General features: G+C 69.7%; 16 protein-coding genes. 12 read left to right on the top strand and 4 right to left on the bottom strand.

Annotated features, from left to right (window positions below; genetic code table 11):
• The first annotated feature begins 33 nt into the window (after positions 1-33).
• The 4 genes from BW733_RS04080 to moaC are packed head-to-tail and all read left to right on the top strand — an operon-like array spanning position 34 to position 2,885.
• Positions 34-459, top strand: a complete 426-nt coding sequence (locus BW733_RS04080) for a molybdenum cofactor biosynthesis protein MoaE (protein ID WP_237268292.1) — start codon at positions 34-36, stop codon at positions 457-459.
• Positions 456-1,193 carry a HesA/MoeB/ThiF family protein gene (locus BW733_RS04075; protein WP_161490123.1) on the top strand — a complete coding sequence of 246 codons (738 nt, stop codon included), beginning with the start codon at positions 456-458 and terminating at the stop codon, positions 1,191-1,193. The genes BW733_RS04080 and BW733_RS04075 overlap by 4 nt, the downstream gene beginning before the upstream one ends.
• A 2-nt stretch (positions 1,194-1,195) precedes the next feature.
• Positions 1,196-2,404: a molybdopterin molybdotransferase MoeA gene (locus BW733_RS04070; protein WP_077348121.1), complete on the top strand. Its 1,209-nt coding sequence runs from the start codon at positions 1,196-1,198 to the stop codon at positions 2,402-2,404.
• Between the two features lie 10 nt (positions 2,405-2,414).
• Positions 2,415-2,885, top strand: a complete 471-nt coding sequence (gene moaC / locus BW733_RS04065) for a cyclic pyranopterin monophosphate synthase MoaC (protein ID WP_077348119.1) — start codon at positions 2,415-2,417, stop codon at positions 2,883-2,885.
• 139 nt (positions 2,886-3,024) lie between these two features.
• Here the strand turns inward: moaC and BW733_RS18180 are convergent, their stop codons facing one another.
• The gene (locus BW733_RS18180; protein WP_161490122.1) at positions 3,025-3,165 is read right to left on the bottom strand and encodes a hypothetical protein; all 141 of its coding nucleotides are present in this window, start codon (positions 3,163-3,165) and stop codon (positions 3,025-3,027) included.
• Positions 3,166-3,273: 108 nt separating this feature from the next.
• Positions 3,274-3,774: a MogA/MoaB family molybdenum cofactor biosynthesis protein gene (locus BW733_RS04060; RefSeq protein WP_077348117.1), complete on the bottom strand. Its 501-nt coding sequence runs from the start codon at positions 3,772-3,774 to the stop codon at positions 3,274-3,276.
• 70 nt (positions 3,775-3,844) lie between these two features.
• Here BW733_RS04060 and BW733_RS04055 point away from each other — a divergent pair, with 70 nt between their 5' ends.
• The 8 genes from BW733_RS04055 to nhaC all read left to right on the top strand — a co-directional run bounded on the left by BW733_RS04055 (position 3,845) and on the right by nhaC (position 11,612).
• On the top strand, positions 3,845-4,240 hold the full coding sequence (locus BW733_RS04055; protein ID WP_077348115.1) for a TOBE domain-containing protein: 396 nt from the start codon (positions 3,845-3,847) through the stop codon (positions 4,238-4,240).
• A 50-nt stretch (positions 4,241-4,290) separates the two neighbouring features.
• A complete protein-coding gene (gene modA, locus BW733_RS04050) occupies positions 4,291-4,980 on the top strand; it encodes a molybdate ABC transporter substrate-binding protein (RefSeq protein WP_077352689.1) in 690 nt (229 codons plus the stop codon).
• A complete protein-coding gene (locus BW733_RS04045; RefSeq protein WP_077348113.1) occupies positions 4,977-5,765 on the top strand; it encodes an ABC transporter permease in 789 nt (262 codons plus the stop codon). Before modA ends, BW733_RS04045 begins: the two co-directional genes overlap by 4 nt.
• Entirely contained in the window at positions 5,758-6,855 is a 1,098-nt protein-coding gene (locus BW733_RS04040; RefSeq protein WP_077348111.1) for an ABC transporter ATP-binding protein, read from the top strand. The genes BW733_RS04045 and BW733_RS04040 overlap by 8 nt, the downstream gene beginning before the upstream one ends.
• Before the next feature lie 8 nt (positions 6,856-6,863).
• Positions 6,864-7,010: a hypothetical protein gene (locus tag BW733_RS18840; protein ID WP_202970278.1), complete on the top strand. Its 147-nt coding sequence runs from the start codon at positions 6,864-6,866 to the stop codon at positions 7,008-7,010.
• The gene (locus tag BW733_RS18835; RefSeq protein WP_077348109.1) at positions 7,007-7,258 is read left to right on the top strand and encodes a hypothetical protein; all 252 of its coding nucleotides are present in this window, start codon (positions 7,007-7,009) and stop codon (positions 7,256-7,258) included. Before BW733_RS18840 ends, BW733_RS18835 begins: the two co-directional genes overlap by 4 nt.
• A gap of 1,721 nt (positions 7,259-8,979) precedes the next feature.
• Positions 8,980-10,116 carry a MalY/PatB family protein gene (locus BW733_RS04030; RefSeq protein ID WP_077348107.1) on the top strand — a complete coding sequence of 379 codons (1,137 nt, stop codon included), beginning with the start codon at positions 8,980-8,982 and terminating at the stop codon, positions 10,114-10,116.
• A complete protein-coding gene (nhaC, locus tag BW733_RS04025; RefSeq protein WP_077348105.1) occupies positions 10,113-11,612 on the top strand; it encodes a Na+/H+ antiporter NhaC in 1,500 nt (499 codons plus the stop codon). The genes BW733_RS04030 and nhaC overlap by 4 nt, the downstream gene beginning before the upstream one ends.
• A gap of 128 nt (positions 11,613-11,740) precedes the next feature.
• On the opposite strand, the gene BW733_RS04020 is transcribed toward nhaC, so the two are convergent.
• On the bottom strand, positions 11,741-13,363 hold the full coding sequence (locus BW733_RS04020; RefSeq protein WP_077348103.1) for an HNH endonuclease signature motif containing protein: 1,623 nt from the start codon (positions 13,361-13,363) through the stop codon (positions 11,741-11,743).
• Entirely contained in the window at positions 13,272-13,937 is a 666-nt protein-coding gene (locus tag BW733_RS17740; protein WP_152024552.1) for a hypothetical protein, read from the bottom strand. The genes BW733_RS04020 and BW733_RS17740 overlap by 92 nt, the downstream gene beginning before the upstream one ends.
• Between the last annotated feature and the right edge of the window lie 546 nt (positions 13,938-14,483).

Genomic DNA, 14,483 nt, shown 5'->3' with positions numbered 1-14,483 from the left:
TCCACGCTCTCTTTCCAGCCAGGAGGAACCTCCGTGACAGCCAGGATCGCCGTGGCGGACATCACCGCGCGAGACGTCGACTGCGACGCCCTGCTCGCCTCGGTCTCCGACGACCGCGCGGGCGCCGTCGTGACCTTCGCCGGGACCGTGCGCAACCACGACCACGGCGTTGCCGTGACCGGCATCGAGTACGTCGGCCACCCGTCGTCCACCGACGTGATGACCGAGGTGGTCGGAGAGTTCGCCGGGCGCGAAGGGGTGCACGCCATCGCGGCGCAGCACCGCGTCGGTGAGCTCGGCATCGGAGGGGTCGCCCTCTACGTCGCCGTCGCCGCCTCACACAGGAGGCAGGCCTTCGAGTGCGCCTCCGACCTGGTCGACCGCATCAAGGAGTCGCTGCCGATCTGGAAGAAGCAGTACCTCGCAGACGGGACCCACGAATGGTCGGAGTGCCCGTGACGGGCCTGACCGACCTCCAGCGCGAGCGCTACGTCCGCAACCTCGACGTCGTCGGCATGGGGGAGGAGGGCCAGCTCCGGCTGCTCGCCTCGTCCGTGATCGTGATCGGCGCAGGAGGGCTGGGATCGGCGGTGCTTCCGTACCTGGCCGCGGCGGGCGTCGGCCGGATCGCGGTGGTCGACGGGGACGCCGTCGAGCTGAAGAACATGCAGCGCCAGGTGCTGCACACCGACCTCGGCCGGAACAAGGCGGAGTCGGGGGCCGAGAGGCTCCGCGCGCTGAACCCCGACGTCACCGTCGAGGAGTTCGCGGAGTACCTCACCCCGGAGCGGGCGCGCGAACTGTTCGTCGACTACGACCTCGTCCTCGACTGCACCGACACCTTCGGCGCCAAGTTCATGCTCTCCGACGCCGCCGAGGCGGTCGGCGCACGGCTGATCTGGGCCTCGGCCGTCGGGATGCAGGGGCAGTGCTCGGTGTTCGGCGTGCCTGATGCCAACGGCGACCGGCTCTACCTGCGCGACCTGATCCCGGAGGAGCCCGCCGACGGGCTGTATCCGAAGGCGACCGACATCGGGGTGCTCGGCGCGATGGTCGCCCAGGTGGGTGCGCTCGAGGCGACCGAGGCGATCAAGCTGCTCGCCGGCTTCGGCGAGCCGCTCGTCGGCCGCGTCGCTCTGCTCGACGCCGCGGCCGCGCGCTGGTCGTACCTGCCGCTGCGCAAGGCGCGCTGACCGTGCGCACCGTCGAGGAACACCTGAGCCGGGTGCTCTCGCTCGGGTCCCGCCTCCCGGCAGAGCCATGCCCGGTCGGTGACGGGTTCGGACGAGTCCTCGCCGAGGACCTGGCCGCGGTCGTGGCCGTCCCGCCGTTCGACAACTCGGCCATGGACGGCTTCGCGGTCCGCGCCGAGGACCTCGCCGTCGGCGCGTCCCTGCGGGTGGTCGGTGACATCCCCGCCGGAGCGACCGCGGTGCCGCGCGTCGGCGCGGGGGAGGCCGCGCGGATCATGACGGGCGCCCCCATGCCTCCCGGAGCCGACACCGTCGTCCCAGTCGAGCAGACGGACCAGCCGATGGGCGCGGTGTCGCTGCCCGAGTCCGTCCGGGTGAGCGCCGTCGTGCCGTTGGGTCGCCACGTGCGAAGGGCGGGAGAGGACGTCGCCGTCGGCGCCCAGGGGCTGTCCGCAGGCCAGCGTTGGAGCCCCGCGGCCGCCTCGTCCGCCGCCTCGCTCGGCCACGGCGTCGTTCCCCTCGTCGCACGGCCGAGGGTGTCGATCCTGGCCACGGGGTCGGAGCTGGTCGCGGCGGGAAGGCCGCTGGGCTTCGGGCAGATCCCCGACTCCAACTCGCTCCTGCTCTCGGGGCTGTGTCGGCAGTGGGGCGCCGAGGTGGTCTCGGCGGTCGCCGTCGACGACGAGCCGGCCAACTTCCGTGCGGCGCTGACCGAGGCCCTCGCGGCCGACCTCGTGCTGACCAGCGGGGGAGTCTCCGTCGGCGCCTTCGAGGTGGTGCGGCAGGTGGTCGAGGGAGAGGTCGTCTTCGACAAGGTGGCCATGCAGCCGGGCAAGCCGCAGGCGAGCGGGCTGCTCACCGCGCCCGACGGCCGCCGCGTGCCGATGCTGGGGCTCCCGGGGAACCCGGTGAGCGTCTTCGTCTCCGCCTGGGCGTTCGCCCGACCGCTGATCGCCCGGCTCGGCGGCTGGGACGAGGAATGGCGAAGCGTCAGCATGCTGGCGCTGCGTGGCTGGAAGGGGCCCGAGGGGCGTCGCCAGTTCACGCCCGTGCGGATCACCGCGGACGGGGTGATGCCGGTGCACACGCTTGGGTCGGGATCGCACCTGGTCGCCTCCCTTGCGCTCGCCGACGGGCTCGCCGTCGTGACGGAGGAGGCGACCTCCGTCGCGCCGGGCGATGCGGTCGCCGTCCACCCGGTCGGCTTGTAGTCTCGGCCGCATGACCCGCTTCACGCATCTCGACGACGCAGGCAACGCCCGGATGGTCGACGTCACCGCAAAGACCCCCACCGTCCGCTCGGCTACCGCCGTCGCGTCGGTGCGCTGCAGCCCCGAGGTCGTCGCTGCGCTGCGCGAGGGAACCGTGCCCAAGGGCGACGTGCTTGCCGTCGCGAGGGTCGCCGGGATCGCGGCCGCGAAGAAGGTGCCTGACCTGCTGCCGTTGGCCCATGTGATCGGGGTGCACGGCGTGGTGGTCGACCTGGACATCGTCGATGAGGGGATCGACATCTCCGCGACGGTCCGCACCGCCGACCGCACGGGCGTCGAGATGGAGGCGCTGACCGCGGTGACCGTCAGCGCGCTCGCCGTGGTCGACATGATCAAGGGCGTCGACCGGCTCAGCGAGATCGTCTCCGCGAAGGTCGTCGCCAAGTCGGGCGGCCGATCGGGGGACTGGGCCCGGCGGTGAGCCCTGTCAGGCACGGGTGAACGGGGCCTTGGCCAGCCGGTAGGCCATGTTCTCCGACCCCACTACCTCAGAAACCTTCGCCGATGCGAGACTTCCCTGCCGCCGTCACGGTGGAGGCTGGCGCGAAGAAGCTTGAATCCTACTCCCGACCCCGCGGACCCAGCTCGGCCAGCACGATGGGACTCACCTGCGCGACGGTGAGAGCCTGAGCGGCACCGGCGTCCTTCCCAAAGATCTCCGCGACCTGCCGCACTCCCTCGCCGTCCTGGAGGCGGCCCACCCAGAGCTCCGCTACAACTACGCCAAGGCGTCGATCAGCGGTCGCCCCGGACGGCTGCTGTCGGCGGCGGCCAAGAAGAAGATCATCGCCTGGCTCTCGCGGGCCTGATCACGGCGTCAGGTCGTGGTCGGCCCCGTCGAGCTGCTCGACGATGTGGACGAGCACGGGGGCGAGGACAGCGAGGGCGTCCCTCGCCCCACCCCTGGAGCCGGGAGCGTTGAAGATGAACGAGCGCTGGTCGCCGCGGTCGATCACCCCGGCGAGCCCGCGGGAGAGGCTCGAGAGAGGGGTGGCGCTGAGCCCGGCCGCGCGGACGGCCTCTGCGATCCCGGGGATCTCATAGGCGAGCATCGGACGCGTGGCCTCGACGGTGACGTCGCGCGGGCCGATGCCGGTGCCACCGGTGGTCAGCACGATCCTCGCCCCCTCGTCGACTGCGCGGGCGATGGCGAGCGCGATCTGGTCGGCCTCGTCGGGGAGGATGACGGGGTCCGAAACCTCGAAGCCCAGCTCGGTCAACCCGTCGCGCAGGACCTTGCCTGAACGGTCCTCGTAGACGTCGGCCGCAGCGCGGTCCGAACAGGTGATCACGGCGGCGCGGTAGGTCATGGTGGCACTCTACCGATCTTTTACCCTACGAGCTAGGAGCAACCGCATTTGCGCCTGTTAGGCTGCATCCATGACGCAGATACGGATCTCCGCCGCCGCCGACCTGCTCGGAGTGAGCGACGACACCGTCCGTCGTTGGGTGGACGCCGGTCGCCTCAGTGGTGGCACGGATGAGGCGGGCAGGCAGAGCGTCGACGGCGCTGGGCTCGCGGCCCTTGCACAGGAGCTCGCCGATGGCGACCGGATGGGAGAGGGCGCCCGCTCGGCGCGCAACCACCTCACGGGGCTCGTCACGAGAGTGGTCTCGGACACGGTGATGAGCCAGGTTGAGCTGCAGTGCGGCCGGTTCCGGATCGTCTCGCTGATCTCCACCGAGGCGGTCGAGGAGCTCGCGCTCGAGCCCGGTGTGATCGCCACCGCCGTGATCAAGGCGACCAACGTGACCATTGAGCGGAACCGCGCGTGAGGCGTGCCGCGCTGGTTGTCGCGACGATCCTGCTCACGGCGTGCGGCCAGATGACCGCCAACCCTGGCGGTGGTGCCGGTGGGCCCGAGGCGGCGCCGGTGACGGTGTTCGCGGCCGCCTCGCTACACAAGGCCTTTCCCGAGGTCTCGGTGGGGATGCGGGTCGACTACTCCTTCGACGGATCGTCCGGGCTGGTCGACCAGCTCAGGGGCGGCACCCCCGCCGACGTCTTCGCCTCCGCAGACAGCACGACCATGGACAGGGCGATGGAGGAGGGCCTGATCGACGGCGAGCCGGTGATGTTCGCGACCAACCGGCTCGTCCTCGTCACGCCTCAGGGCAACCCTGCAGGCGTCACTGGCTTCGACTCCTCGCTTGCGGGAACTCGTCTCGTCGTATGTGCGCCCGAGGTTCCGTGCGGCGCGGCGACCCTCGGGGCGGCCGAGCGGTCGGGGCTCGGGCTGGCCCCGGTCTCGGAGGAGTCGAGCGTGACCGATGTCCTCGGGAAGGTGACCTCGGGGGAGGCGGACGCGGGCGTCGTCTACGCCACCGACGCCGCCCAGGCAGGCGACCGGGTCAAGACGTTCGACGTGCCGGGCGCTGACGAGGAGCCGAACACCTACTGGATCGCGGTGCTGGCCGACGCGCCGAACCCGGAGGGCGCCGAGGCGTTCGTCGAGCTGGTCCTCGGCCCCGGCCAGGCGGCGCTGAGCGCGAACGGGTTCGGTGGCCCGACGTGACGCATGGTGGCTTCCCCAGATGGGCGCTGGCGCCGACGGCGCTGGCGCTCGCCCTGCTCGGGGTACCGCTGATCGGGCTGCTGGTGCGGGCCGACTGGGCACGGCTGCCGTCGCTGCTCGCCTCGCAGCGTTCGCTCGACGCATTGTCGCTGAGCCTCGGCACCTGCCTGGTGTCGACCGCCCTCGCGCTGGTGCTCGGGGTACCGACGGCCCTCGTACTCGCCAGGAGCCGTGGCAGGTGGGCGACGGTGGCACGCACGATCGTCACGCTTCCGATGGTGCTGCCGCCCGTCGTCGCCGGGCTGGCGCTGCTGACCACGCTCGGCAGGAGGGGCCTGCTCGGTGCACCACTGTCGGGGTGGGGGATCGAGCTCGGGTTCACGACGCTTGCGGTGGTGATCGCGCAGACGTTCGTGGCGCTGCCGTTCCTGGTGATCTCGCTGGAGGGCGCGTTGCGTGCCCGGGGCACCGACTTCGAGGCGGCGGCGAGCTACCTGGGGGCGAGCCCGTCGCGGGTCTTCTGGCGGGTCACGGTCCCGATGGCGGCGCCTGCGTTGGCTTCGGGCACGGCCCTGGCCTTCGCCCGCGCGCTCGGCGAGTTCGGGGCGACGCTCACGTTCGCCGGCTCGTTGCAGGGCACCACCCGGACGCTGCCGTTGGAGATCTACCTACTGCGCGAGTCCGACACTGACCTTGCCATCGCGCTCGCCGTGGTGCTGCTCGCCGTCGCGGGGCTGGTCGTGTGGTTGGCGACGCGGCTGCGGGCCTGGGGGAGCCATGGCTGACGCGATCCGGATCGACGCGCGGGTCGCGGCCCGGGAGGTGGAACTCGACCTCGTGATGGGCGAGGGGGAGCTGGTCGCGCTGATCGGGCCCAACGGGGCGGGCAAGTCGACCTGCATCCAGCTGATCGCCGGCGCTCTGCGGCCCGACCGGGGAACGGTGCAGTTAGACGGGGTGACGGTGGCCGGTCCCGGCGTGCTGGTGCCCGCACACCTGAGGAGGGTCGGCTACCTGGAGCAGCGACCGCTGCTGTTCCCGCACCTGAGCGTGCTGGAGAACGTGGCCTTCGGGCCGCGCTCGCGGGGCTCATCGGCCGCCGACGCCCGGCATCGGGCGGAGGCCGAGCTGGTCGCCGTCGGGTTGGAGGGGTTCGGGCCGAGGCAGGTGCGGGAACTCTCCGGAGGACAGGCGCAGCGGGTGGCCATCGCCCGCGCCCTGGCGATCGACCCGGAGATCGTGCTGCTGGATGAGCCGTTCGCGGCCCTCGACGCGGAGACGACCCCTGAGCTGCGGCGGCTGCTGCGTGATCGCTTGAGGGGGATCACGACGGTGCTGGCGACGCACGACCCGTTGGATGTGCTGGCCCTCGCGGACGGGGTGGCGTACCTGAGCGAGGGACGGGTGGCGTTGCAGGCCGGCGTTGACCGGGTCTTCCAGAGCCCGGCGACGCGCTTCCTTGCGGACTTCGTCGGGTTGAACCTCCTGCACGGCGGGGTCGCGGGCGATGCGGTGGAGCTTCCGGGTGGGGCTGTGGTGGCTGGTATCGCGGAGTCTCCGCTGTCGGGGGATGAGGCTCGTGCAGTGTTCCCGCCGGAAGCGGTCAGCCTGTTCCGTTCGGCACCGCACGGAAGCCCGCGCAACGAGTTGTCCGCCGTGGTGACTGGCATCGAGGACCGCGGCCTTGCCCAGCGGATCGACCTGGACGTGTCGGGCCAGCGGATCCATGCCGATGTGACGCCGGGGGCGCTCCGGGAGCTGTCGCTCGGGCTCGGGGACAAGGTGATCGCCGTAGTCAAGGCCACCCAGGTTGCCCTGCATCCCGTCGGTGAGGGGCCTAGACTGCTGAGGGTTGACTCACGAGAGGCTCGGTAGGAGAGATCATGCTCAAGTTCATCGCACGCGCGGCGCTCAGCTCGGTGTTCGTCTATGCGGGGCAGGCCGCTGCCCGCGAGCCGGGCGGCCGGGGCAAGGCCGTGCAGAAGTTGGCCAAGCAGGTCGGCATCTCGCTTGACGACAAGGAGGCGTGAAGCTGAACGGGGGCGTGATGACCGTCTTCGGGGCGACTCTCGCGCTCGGCATCTTCCCGAAGCTGTCCGCGCTTGCGCTGATCGGCTCGCTTGTCCCGACGACGGTTGCGGGCCACGCGTTCTGGGAGGAGACCGACCCGGACGCGCGCCAGATGCAGGCGACTCAGTTCGCGAAGAACGCGGGCATCATCGGCGGCCTGATGCTGGTGATCCTTGGCGGCGGCATGGCAGCCGACGGGTCAAAGTAGCCCTCTGCGGCGGCGGGTTCGCCGTCCTGCTTCAAAGGAACGCCCCGGGGGAGTGACCCGGGGCGTTTCGCATGGGCAAGCCGCCGCAGGTGATCGATTCAGTCGGCGGGACGGGGTCCCGGTCCGGGCATCGAACCTGCGGCGGCTCTGAGATCAGTGTGTCCCTGAAGTTGGTGGAAGTCCATGCTTCCTGGGGACCGGATCGGCCCTCGGCGTGTCGCAGGCCGTCGTTGGGCCTGGTTGACCTCCAGGGGACCGCTTCGACTCGAGCCAGCATTTCGCTGCGGATGTTGTGGTGGTTTGGCCGGGGCCGGTGGCGTGCGTCCGCGCGCCCCCAAACGTCGACTTCGTCGCCGCCCGGGGACCCCTCAGCGCGCTCAGGGGGAAGGGAACCTGCCGCTCGCCTCCGGGCCCCGGCCTGGTGTGCTGCCGATCGTGAGCGGGTCGCGCGGTGGTTCGGCTATCCGGGGTTGCTTCGGCTTGAGTCGGTCAGGTCATTGGGCGTGTATCCGAGGGGCTGGTGCCCGCTCCGGCTGGGGCCGCTGGCGTCCGTCTGTGCGCCCCAAACGTTGACGGTGTGGCCGTGCTGTTCTCGTCGGGAGGCGCGTGACTCTGCTGGTGCTGGGGCGGTGGCGTGCGTCCGCGCGCCCCCTAACGTCGACTTCGTCGCCGCCCGGGGACCCCTCGGCGCGCTCAGGGGGAAGGGAACTTTCCGCTCGCCTCCGGGCCCGGGCCTCGGGCTACGGATCGTGAATATCAGCTCCGAGGTGCTGGTCCACTCTTTCGGGTCGCTTGACTCGAGCCGGACACGTCGCGGGGGCGTGCCTCGGCCTGGACCCGCCTATCTCACGAGCCCCGGTTCTTCCTCGGCCGCGTGGCGGAGTCGGCCGCGGCCCAGAGACCGATGTCGGCAGGCGCGCAGAGGGATGGGCAGCGGGGAGGGTCTCTATGGGCCCGGAGTGGTGCGGAAGCACGTGAGGCGAACGTTTGGCTGTGGTTTGGCCGGGGCCGGTGGTACGTCCGCGCGCCCCCTAACGTCGACTTCGTCGCCGCCCGGGGACCCCTTAGCGCGCACAGGGGGAAGGGGACCTGCCGCTCGCCTCCGGGCCCCGGCCTGGTGTGCTGCTGGTCGCGAGTGTGCTTCTGCAACTGGTTCCGGTGTCCGGCCCCGTTCGGCTTGAGCCAGGACGCTCCGGGTTGCTGAGGTGGACGATGCGATGAGCCGACCATCTGGCTGGCGCTGGCATCGAAGAGTCCGCGATGGTTCCGCGGGGGCTGTGGCATGCGTCCGCGCGTCCGTGAGTGTCGACTTCGTTGCCGGCGCCAGGCCCCACGGCGCGCGCGAGGGAAGGGGACCCTGCAACCGCCTCCGTGCCCTGGCCTGGGCGTGACGCAGGTGTGAGCGTCTGGGGGGCGTTTCCGGCGTTGGCTGGCCACCTCGACTCGAGCGAAACGGTCTTGGCGCCTGCGAGGGCAGCTGGCCTCGCGCGCCGACGGCCCGAGACGTCCCAGCCGCCCTCCGTGTCGATCGCACGGTTCCGCATCGGTCCGGCGAGCGGAAAGGCGACAGCCCGGGTGCCACGCGAGCCGCAAGCACTCGGACTACTGACCAGATCGCCGATGCGAGAGCCTTAAGCTTAGCCGACCCCAATTAGTTGTTCCGCGCAACCATCTTGTTAGACTGAGATTAATTCATCGTCGAACAAACTCACGGAGCAACGTTGAACCGTCGTGGAACGCAGTCATCCAAGTGGGACATCCTGCCTGAACTCGCCGGACCCCAACCCATTGCGCTCTCGGTCGCGGACATGGACCTGCCCTGTTCACCAGCCATCCGAGACGCCGTCGTCGGCCGCGCCGAGTTCGGCCTCTACGGCTACACCGACCTTCCCGCCGACCACGCCGAGGTCGTCGCCTCGTGGTTGGGAAGGGTGCTGGGTGCCGAGTTCGAACCGGGACACATCCTGTACGCCAACCGGGTGGTCCAGGTCTTCGCGACCGCCCTGCGTACCCTCACCGAGCCGGGAGGCCGGGTCGCGCTCTTCACCCCGTCGTACAGCCCGCTCGAGGTGACCATCACCGAGAACGGCCGCGACACCGTGCGCCTGCCGTTGCTCCTCCAGGACGGCCGCTACGTGCTGGATCGGGAACTGGTCGAGCGGACGCTGCCCAGCGTCAAGATCCTCCTGCTCGTCAACCCCCACAACCCGGTGGGGAAGGCGTGGAGCGGTGCGGAACTGGAGTGGCTCGCTGCGGCCTGCGAGCGCCACGGGGTGTTGATCGTCAGCGACGAGGTGCACGCGGCGTTCTACTGGGGCGAGAGGTCCCATCGCTTCATCGGTGAACTCGTGCCGCGCAGCATCACCTTCACCTCGCCGGCCAAGACGTTCAACCTGCCCGGCCTGGAGATCACCCACGTGATCATCCCGGACGACGAACTGCGCGCCACCATCGGCCAGGCCCAACACGCCGCCGGCTTCCACAACCCGTCCTACATGGCGCATTCGGCAACCGTGGCCGCCTACGACGGCTCGAGCGACGCCTGGCTCGAAGAGACGAAGCGGACCATCACGGCCAACCTCGCCGATCTGCGCGCGGCCGTAGCCGGCTGGGATTCGATCTCGTTGATCGAGCCGCAGGCCACGTTCCTTGCCTGGCTGGACGCCCGCGCCGTCGGCGACGAGCGCGTCCTGCGGGAGTGGTTCGTGGACCGGGCCCGGGTCTACCCGAGCTTCGGGACCGACTTCGGCCCCGAGTACGACGGCTTCCTCCGCCTGAACCTGGCCACGCCCCAAGAATTGTTCACCACCGCCCTCGACCGACTGCAGCATACGAAGGAAGGAAACCCACTGTCATGACCGAGCCCCTGAACACCGAAGAAGTGGAGCAGGTACGTCCGGAGCCGCGCAAGCCGACGCTCTTCCTGGCTCTGCTCCCCATCCTCGCCATGATGGTGATCCTCGCCGTCGGCTACATCTGGCTGGGCCTCCCCGCCGAGCCGCTGCTGGTCGCGGCGACCTTCGTCGCCGGCTTCGTGGCCATCCACCTGGGCTGGAACTTCGACGACATGATGGCCGCGATCTCCGAGAAGATCGCCAAGGTCATGCCCGCCTTCCTCATCCTGATCGCCGTCGGCTTCCTCATCGGCTCGTGGATGGTGGGCGGCACCATTCCCATGCTGATCTACTACGGCCTGGAGATCGTCTCTCCCGAGTACCTGGCCGTGACCGCGCTGCTGGTCACCTCCATCGTTTCGGTGGCGACGGGAACGTCCTGGGGCTCCGCCGGCACCATCGGCGTCGCGTTCATGGGCGTGGCGATCGGCCTCGACGCCAACCTCCCGCTGGTCGCCGGCGCGGTCGTCGCGGGTGCCTACTTCGGCGACAAGATGTCGCCGCTGTCCGACACGACGAACCTGGCGGCGCTGACCGCCGGCGTCAACCTGTACCAGCACATCGCGAACATGCTCTGGACGACCGGCCCCGCCTACATCCTTTCCCTCATCGTCGTCCTCACCCTGGGCCGCGGCGCCGGGGCCTCGGGCTCCGGTGATCTAGAGAGCGTCGCGCTGATCAACAGCTTCCTCGACCAGGCGTTCACCTGGAACGTGTGGTTGCTGGTGCCGCTGGTGATCGTGTTGCTGGGCTCCATCCTGCGCAAGCCCACCGTCCCCGTCATGATCCTCGCCTCCGTGGTGGCGCTGATCAACGCCGTGCTGTTCGAGGGCCAGACCGTCGTGAACTCCATCCAGGCCACGCTCAGCGGCTTCGATCTGAGCATGCTGGCCGCCGTGGGGGTCGACCCGGCAACCGCGCCGGATCAGGTGGGCACGCTGCTGCAGCGCGGCGGCATGAGCTCGATGATGGGCACGCTGCTCATCGCCTTCTGCGCCCTGGCGTTCGCCGGCATCGTCTCGCGGATCGGCGCCCTCGAACTCATCGTCGAGAAGCTCACCGCCTACGCCAAGAACACCCCGAGCCTGATCATGGCCACCATCGCGATCGGTCTCATCACCATCGCCACCACGTGCAACGGCCAGGTGTCGATCGTGATGCCGGGCGAGATGCTCCGCGAGACCTACATCAAGCGCGGTCTGCACCCCAAGGTGCTCAGCCGGACGATCGAAGACTCCGTCACCGTGACCGAGACGCTGATCCCCTGGACCGCCGCAGGCGCCTACATGGCGGGCACGCTCGGCGTCGCGACGCTGGACTACGCCCCCTGGGCCGTCCTCAACTGGTCCGGCATGATCTTCGCGCTGATCCTCACCTTCACCGGCCTCGGCATCAAGAAGATCACGCCCAAGGAACAGAAGCTCTTCCTCGAGAACCCGCAGGCCGCGATGAACGCCTGAGCAGTTCAGTTGAGACGGGGGTTGGCCGCGGCGGCCAGCCCCCGTCGGGCTCTCCCGGGGTGCTGGATTCGGCGACCCCTGTACATCAGCCGCCCGATCGCTTAAGTTAAGGGCCGGTCCCAAAGTCGTCATGACGCCACCGCCAGGTCGGACGCGGCCAACCGAGCCCGTCGTCGACGAGGTGTGCGTTCAGGATCCATCCGGCTCGGCGGCAGGAACTCGGGCAAGCCGTTGGAGTCGAGCCGGACCTCCCACTTGTCCCACCTCGGCTGGCCCGGGCCTCCGCGCTCGCCGGGTCGGATGATCGGGCGGGGGAGGGCAGAGTCCTGCCCGGGCCCTTGGGGTGAGGTTCGCGGCGCGGTGAGCGATGGATCCTCCGGTGGCAGCAACTCGTCTGCGGGCTGCGTGATCACCGGGATGGATGGCGGACTCTGATCGGGAGGATCAGTCAACGGCGGCGGGCCGCCCGGGGAGACGGCCGGTGGGCTGGTCGTTGGCACGAGTCCTTCAAGTCTCGCCGAACCGTGCCCCTCGGGGAAGAACCGCGCGGGTTCCACGCATGCGTGGTGATGCGCGCACAGGAGCACGAGGTTCTCGAGGCTGGTCGAGCCGCCTGCCCACCAGGGCTGGATGTGGTGGGCCTCGCACTGTTCGTCGGGCTTGTCGCAGCCGGGGAAGGTGCATCCGCCGTCGCGCAGCCACAGGGCCTTGCGGATGGCAGGGGTGACCAGGCGTTCGGTGCGTCCGACGTCGAGGACCTCCGACTGCGAGCCGAGCACGGCCGGCATGAGATCCGCGTCGCAGCAGAGGCGGCGGAGATCGCCAGGGGCGATCTGTTCTCCCGAGCCAAGCAGGCCTGCCTGCTCTGCGCGCTCGCGAAGCGCTTCCTCGCGCATCACGACGACCACGCGTGGCCGGTCGCCCGCCACGGACGGCCCCCTGCGGCGTGACTGATGCTCCGAGACGAGCCTCACGAGCGCGTCTGCGTTGCGCTGCTCGGGGCGGAGCAGCGGAGCCTCTGGGTCGAGCTGGTCATCGCCGGACTGCTTCTGGGATGCCCGGTATGCCTCGATGATCCGCACGAACGCTTCGCCCTCGAGCATCGGCAGCGAGCCATGGAAGACCACGGAGCCTTCGTCGCGCGTGAAGCGCAGGGAGCGGCGGCTGAACGCCTGCCTCCGCTGACGGTCCAGACGCTTGGCCTCCCTTTCGGCTGCGTCGGCAGAGGACTCTGGGGCGATCGCATCGAGCACCACCTGCCCCATGCGTGCCAACTGGTCTCCGTTGGCCGATGAGGCCCGCGACACCAGGAGGCTCGTGGCCTCTTCCTTCTGTGCATCGCTGAGGGTGCGGGGGAGGCCGTCGAGCGCCTTGGTGATCCCGCGGGCCTGGACCGGCGACACATCGCCGCGCATGGCAGCCTCGCGAAGCTCGGGATGGGCATTGAGGTCCCGACCCGCGAACACGACGCCCGCGGCCTCACGGGAACTGACATTGCCCCTGCCGCTGAGCCAGGACGTCATCGACGAACCAACCGCGCGCTCGGAGACGCCCCGCCGCTCGGCGTCGGCGACCATGACTGCGACCCGTGAGGTGAGGCGGGCCTGGGCCTTCCGGACCCGCTCGATCAGCGCCAACTCGTCTCTTGGTGAGATCGGATCATCGGGAGAGGTGTCGCAGAGGAGATCGAGGACAGCATCGAGCTGGGCGGCGGCGATCTCTCGTCGGCTCTGGCTTCGTTGCTGTTCCATGTATTGAGTTTACCGGAAATCGGGTCAAAATAGAACAGGTGTGCGAAACAATCTTGGGGAATTTTGCCGCAGTGGCCACCAGCAGTGAGGCGACGTCGGCAAGGCGACCGACCCTCCACAAGGGCGGGGCGTCGCGGTGCAGGACGACGGCCGTGCCTGTGCCGCCGGCCTGCGGGACCCGGACGAGCGAGGACGAGTCGAAGGCACCGCTCGGCACCCAGACCAGCGCCTCGTCGTCGATGCTCACCTCGCGCAGATCGACCGGGAACAGCTCGGCGCTCGCCTGCACCGTCGATCCGGCGGCCGTCGCGCTGGCCGTGTAGGTCTCCTTCCACTCTCCGGCGAGCATGTCAGCGGTGGTGACGGTGTGGCGCGGGATGGCGTTGTTCTTACAGACGACGGTGGCGCCGGGTGCGAGGGTGGCCGCGGTGCAGTTGGCCGTGCCCTGCCCGGCGGTCAGCTTGACGTTGGTGAGCGCGACATTTTCCCGTGTTGTACACCTCGACCCAGGGCTGGATGCCCTCGCCGAGGAGCACCCGAGCGGGTTGTCGAGTTGACGATGCCGGGCCGTCACATTGATCTGCCTGGTCAGAAGGCGGGGTATCCAGGCAGACCCGTCGCCCGCGCCGACAGGATCGCGTCGATGAACCTTTACAAAGATCGCGGAACAGGTCAGGTGAGGACTGACCCAACAGGTGGTGGGGAGTCCAGCCGGGTCATTGATCCCTGGCCCAGCGATCATCGTCGCGTCCTTCTCTTCGAGGTCATTGTGCGAGATCTCTCGACGAATCACCCGGTGACCGCCCCCAACTCTGCGGCGGCACGATCCCGGCGGTGCACCACTGTGTAGGACTCAATACCCAGCCTGGTAGAGCGCCCCGCGGTCGGGAACGCAAGCGCCGGCGCGAGGACGGCGCGCCGTGCGGAGAGCCGTCCGAGTGAACCCGACAACGGCAGACGCTGCTCCGTAGTCTGGAGAGATGCAGAAGGACGAGCTGGAACCGCAGTGTGTTGAACATGTCTGGGTGCGCGACGAACTCGTGGTGAGCCTGCACGGAGAACCTCAGGCCTGGCGATGCGTCAGATGCGGTGCAACGGCCACCGGCGAGCGTCCGGCGTC

Origin of the sequence: Tessaracoccus flavescens (assembly GCF_001998865.1) — a bacterium.
GTDB classification, from domain to species: Bacteria; Actinomycetota; Actinomycetes; order Propionibacteriales; family Propionibacteriaceae; genus Arachnia; species Arachnia flavescens.
Note: the sequence above shows the minus strand (reverse complement) of the source record. Positions and strands in the feature narration are given on the sequence as shown.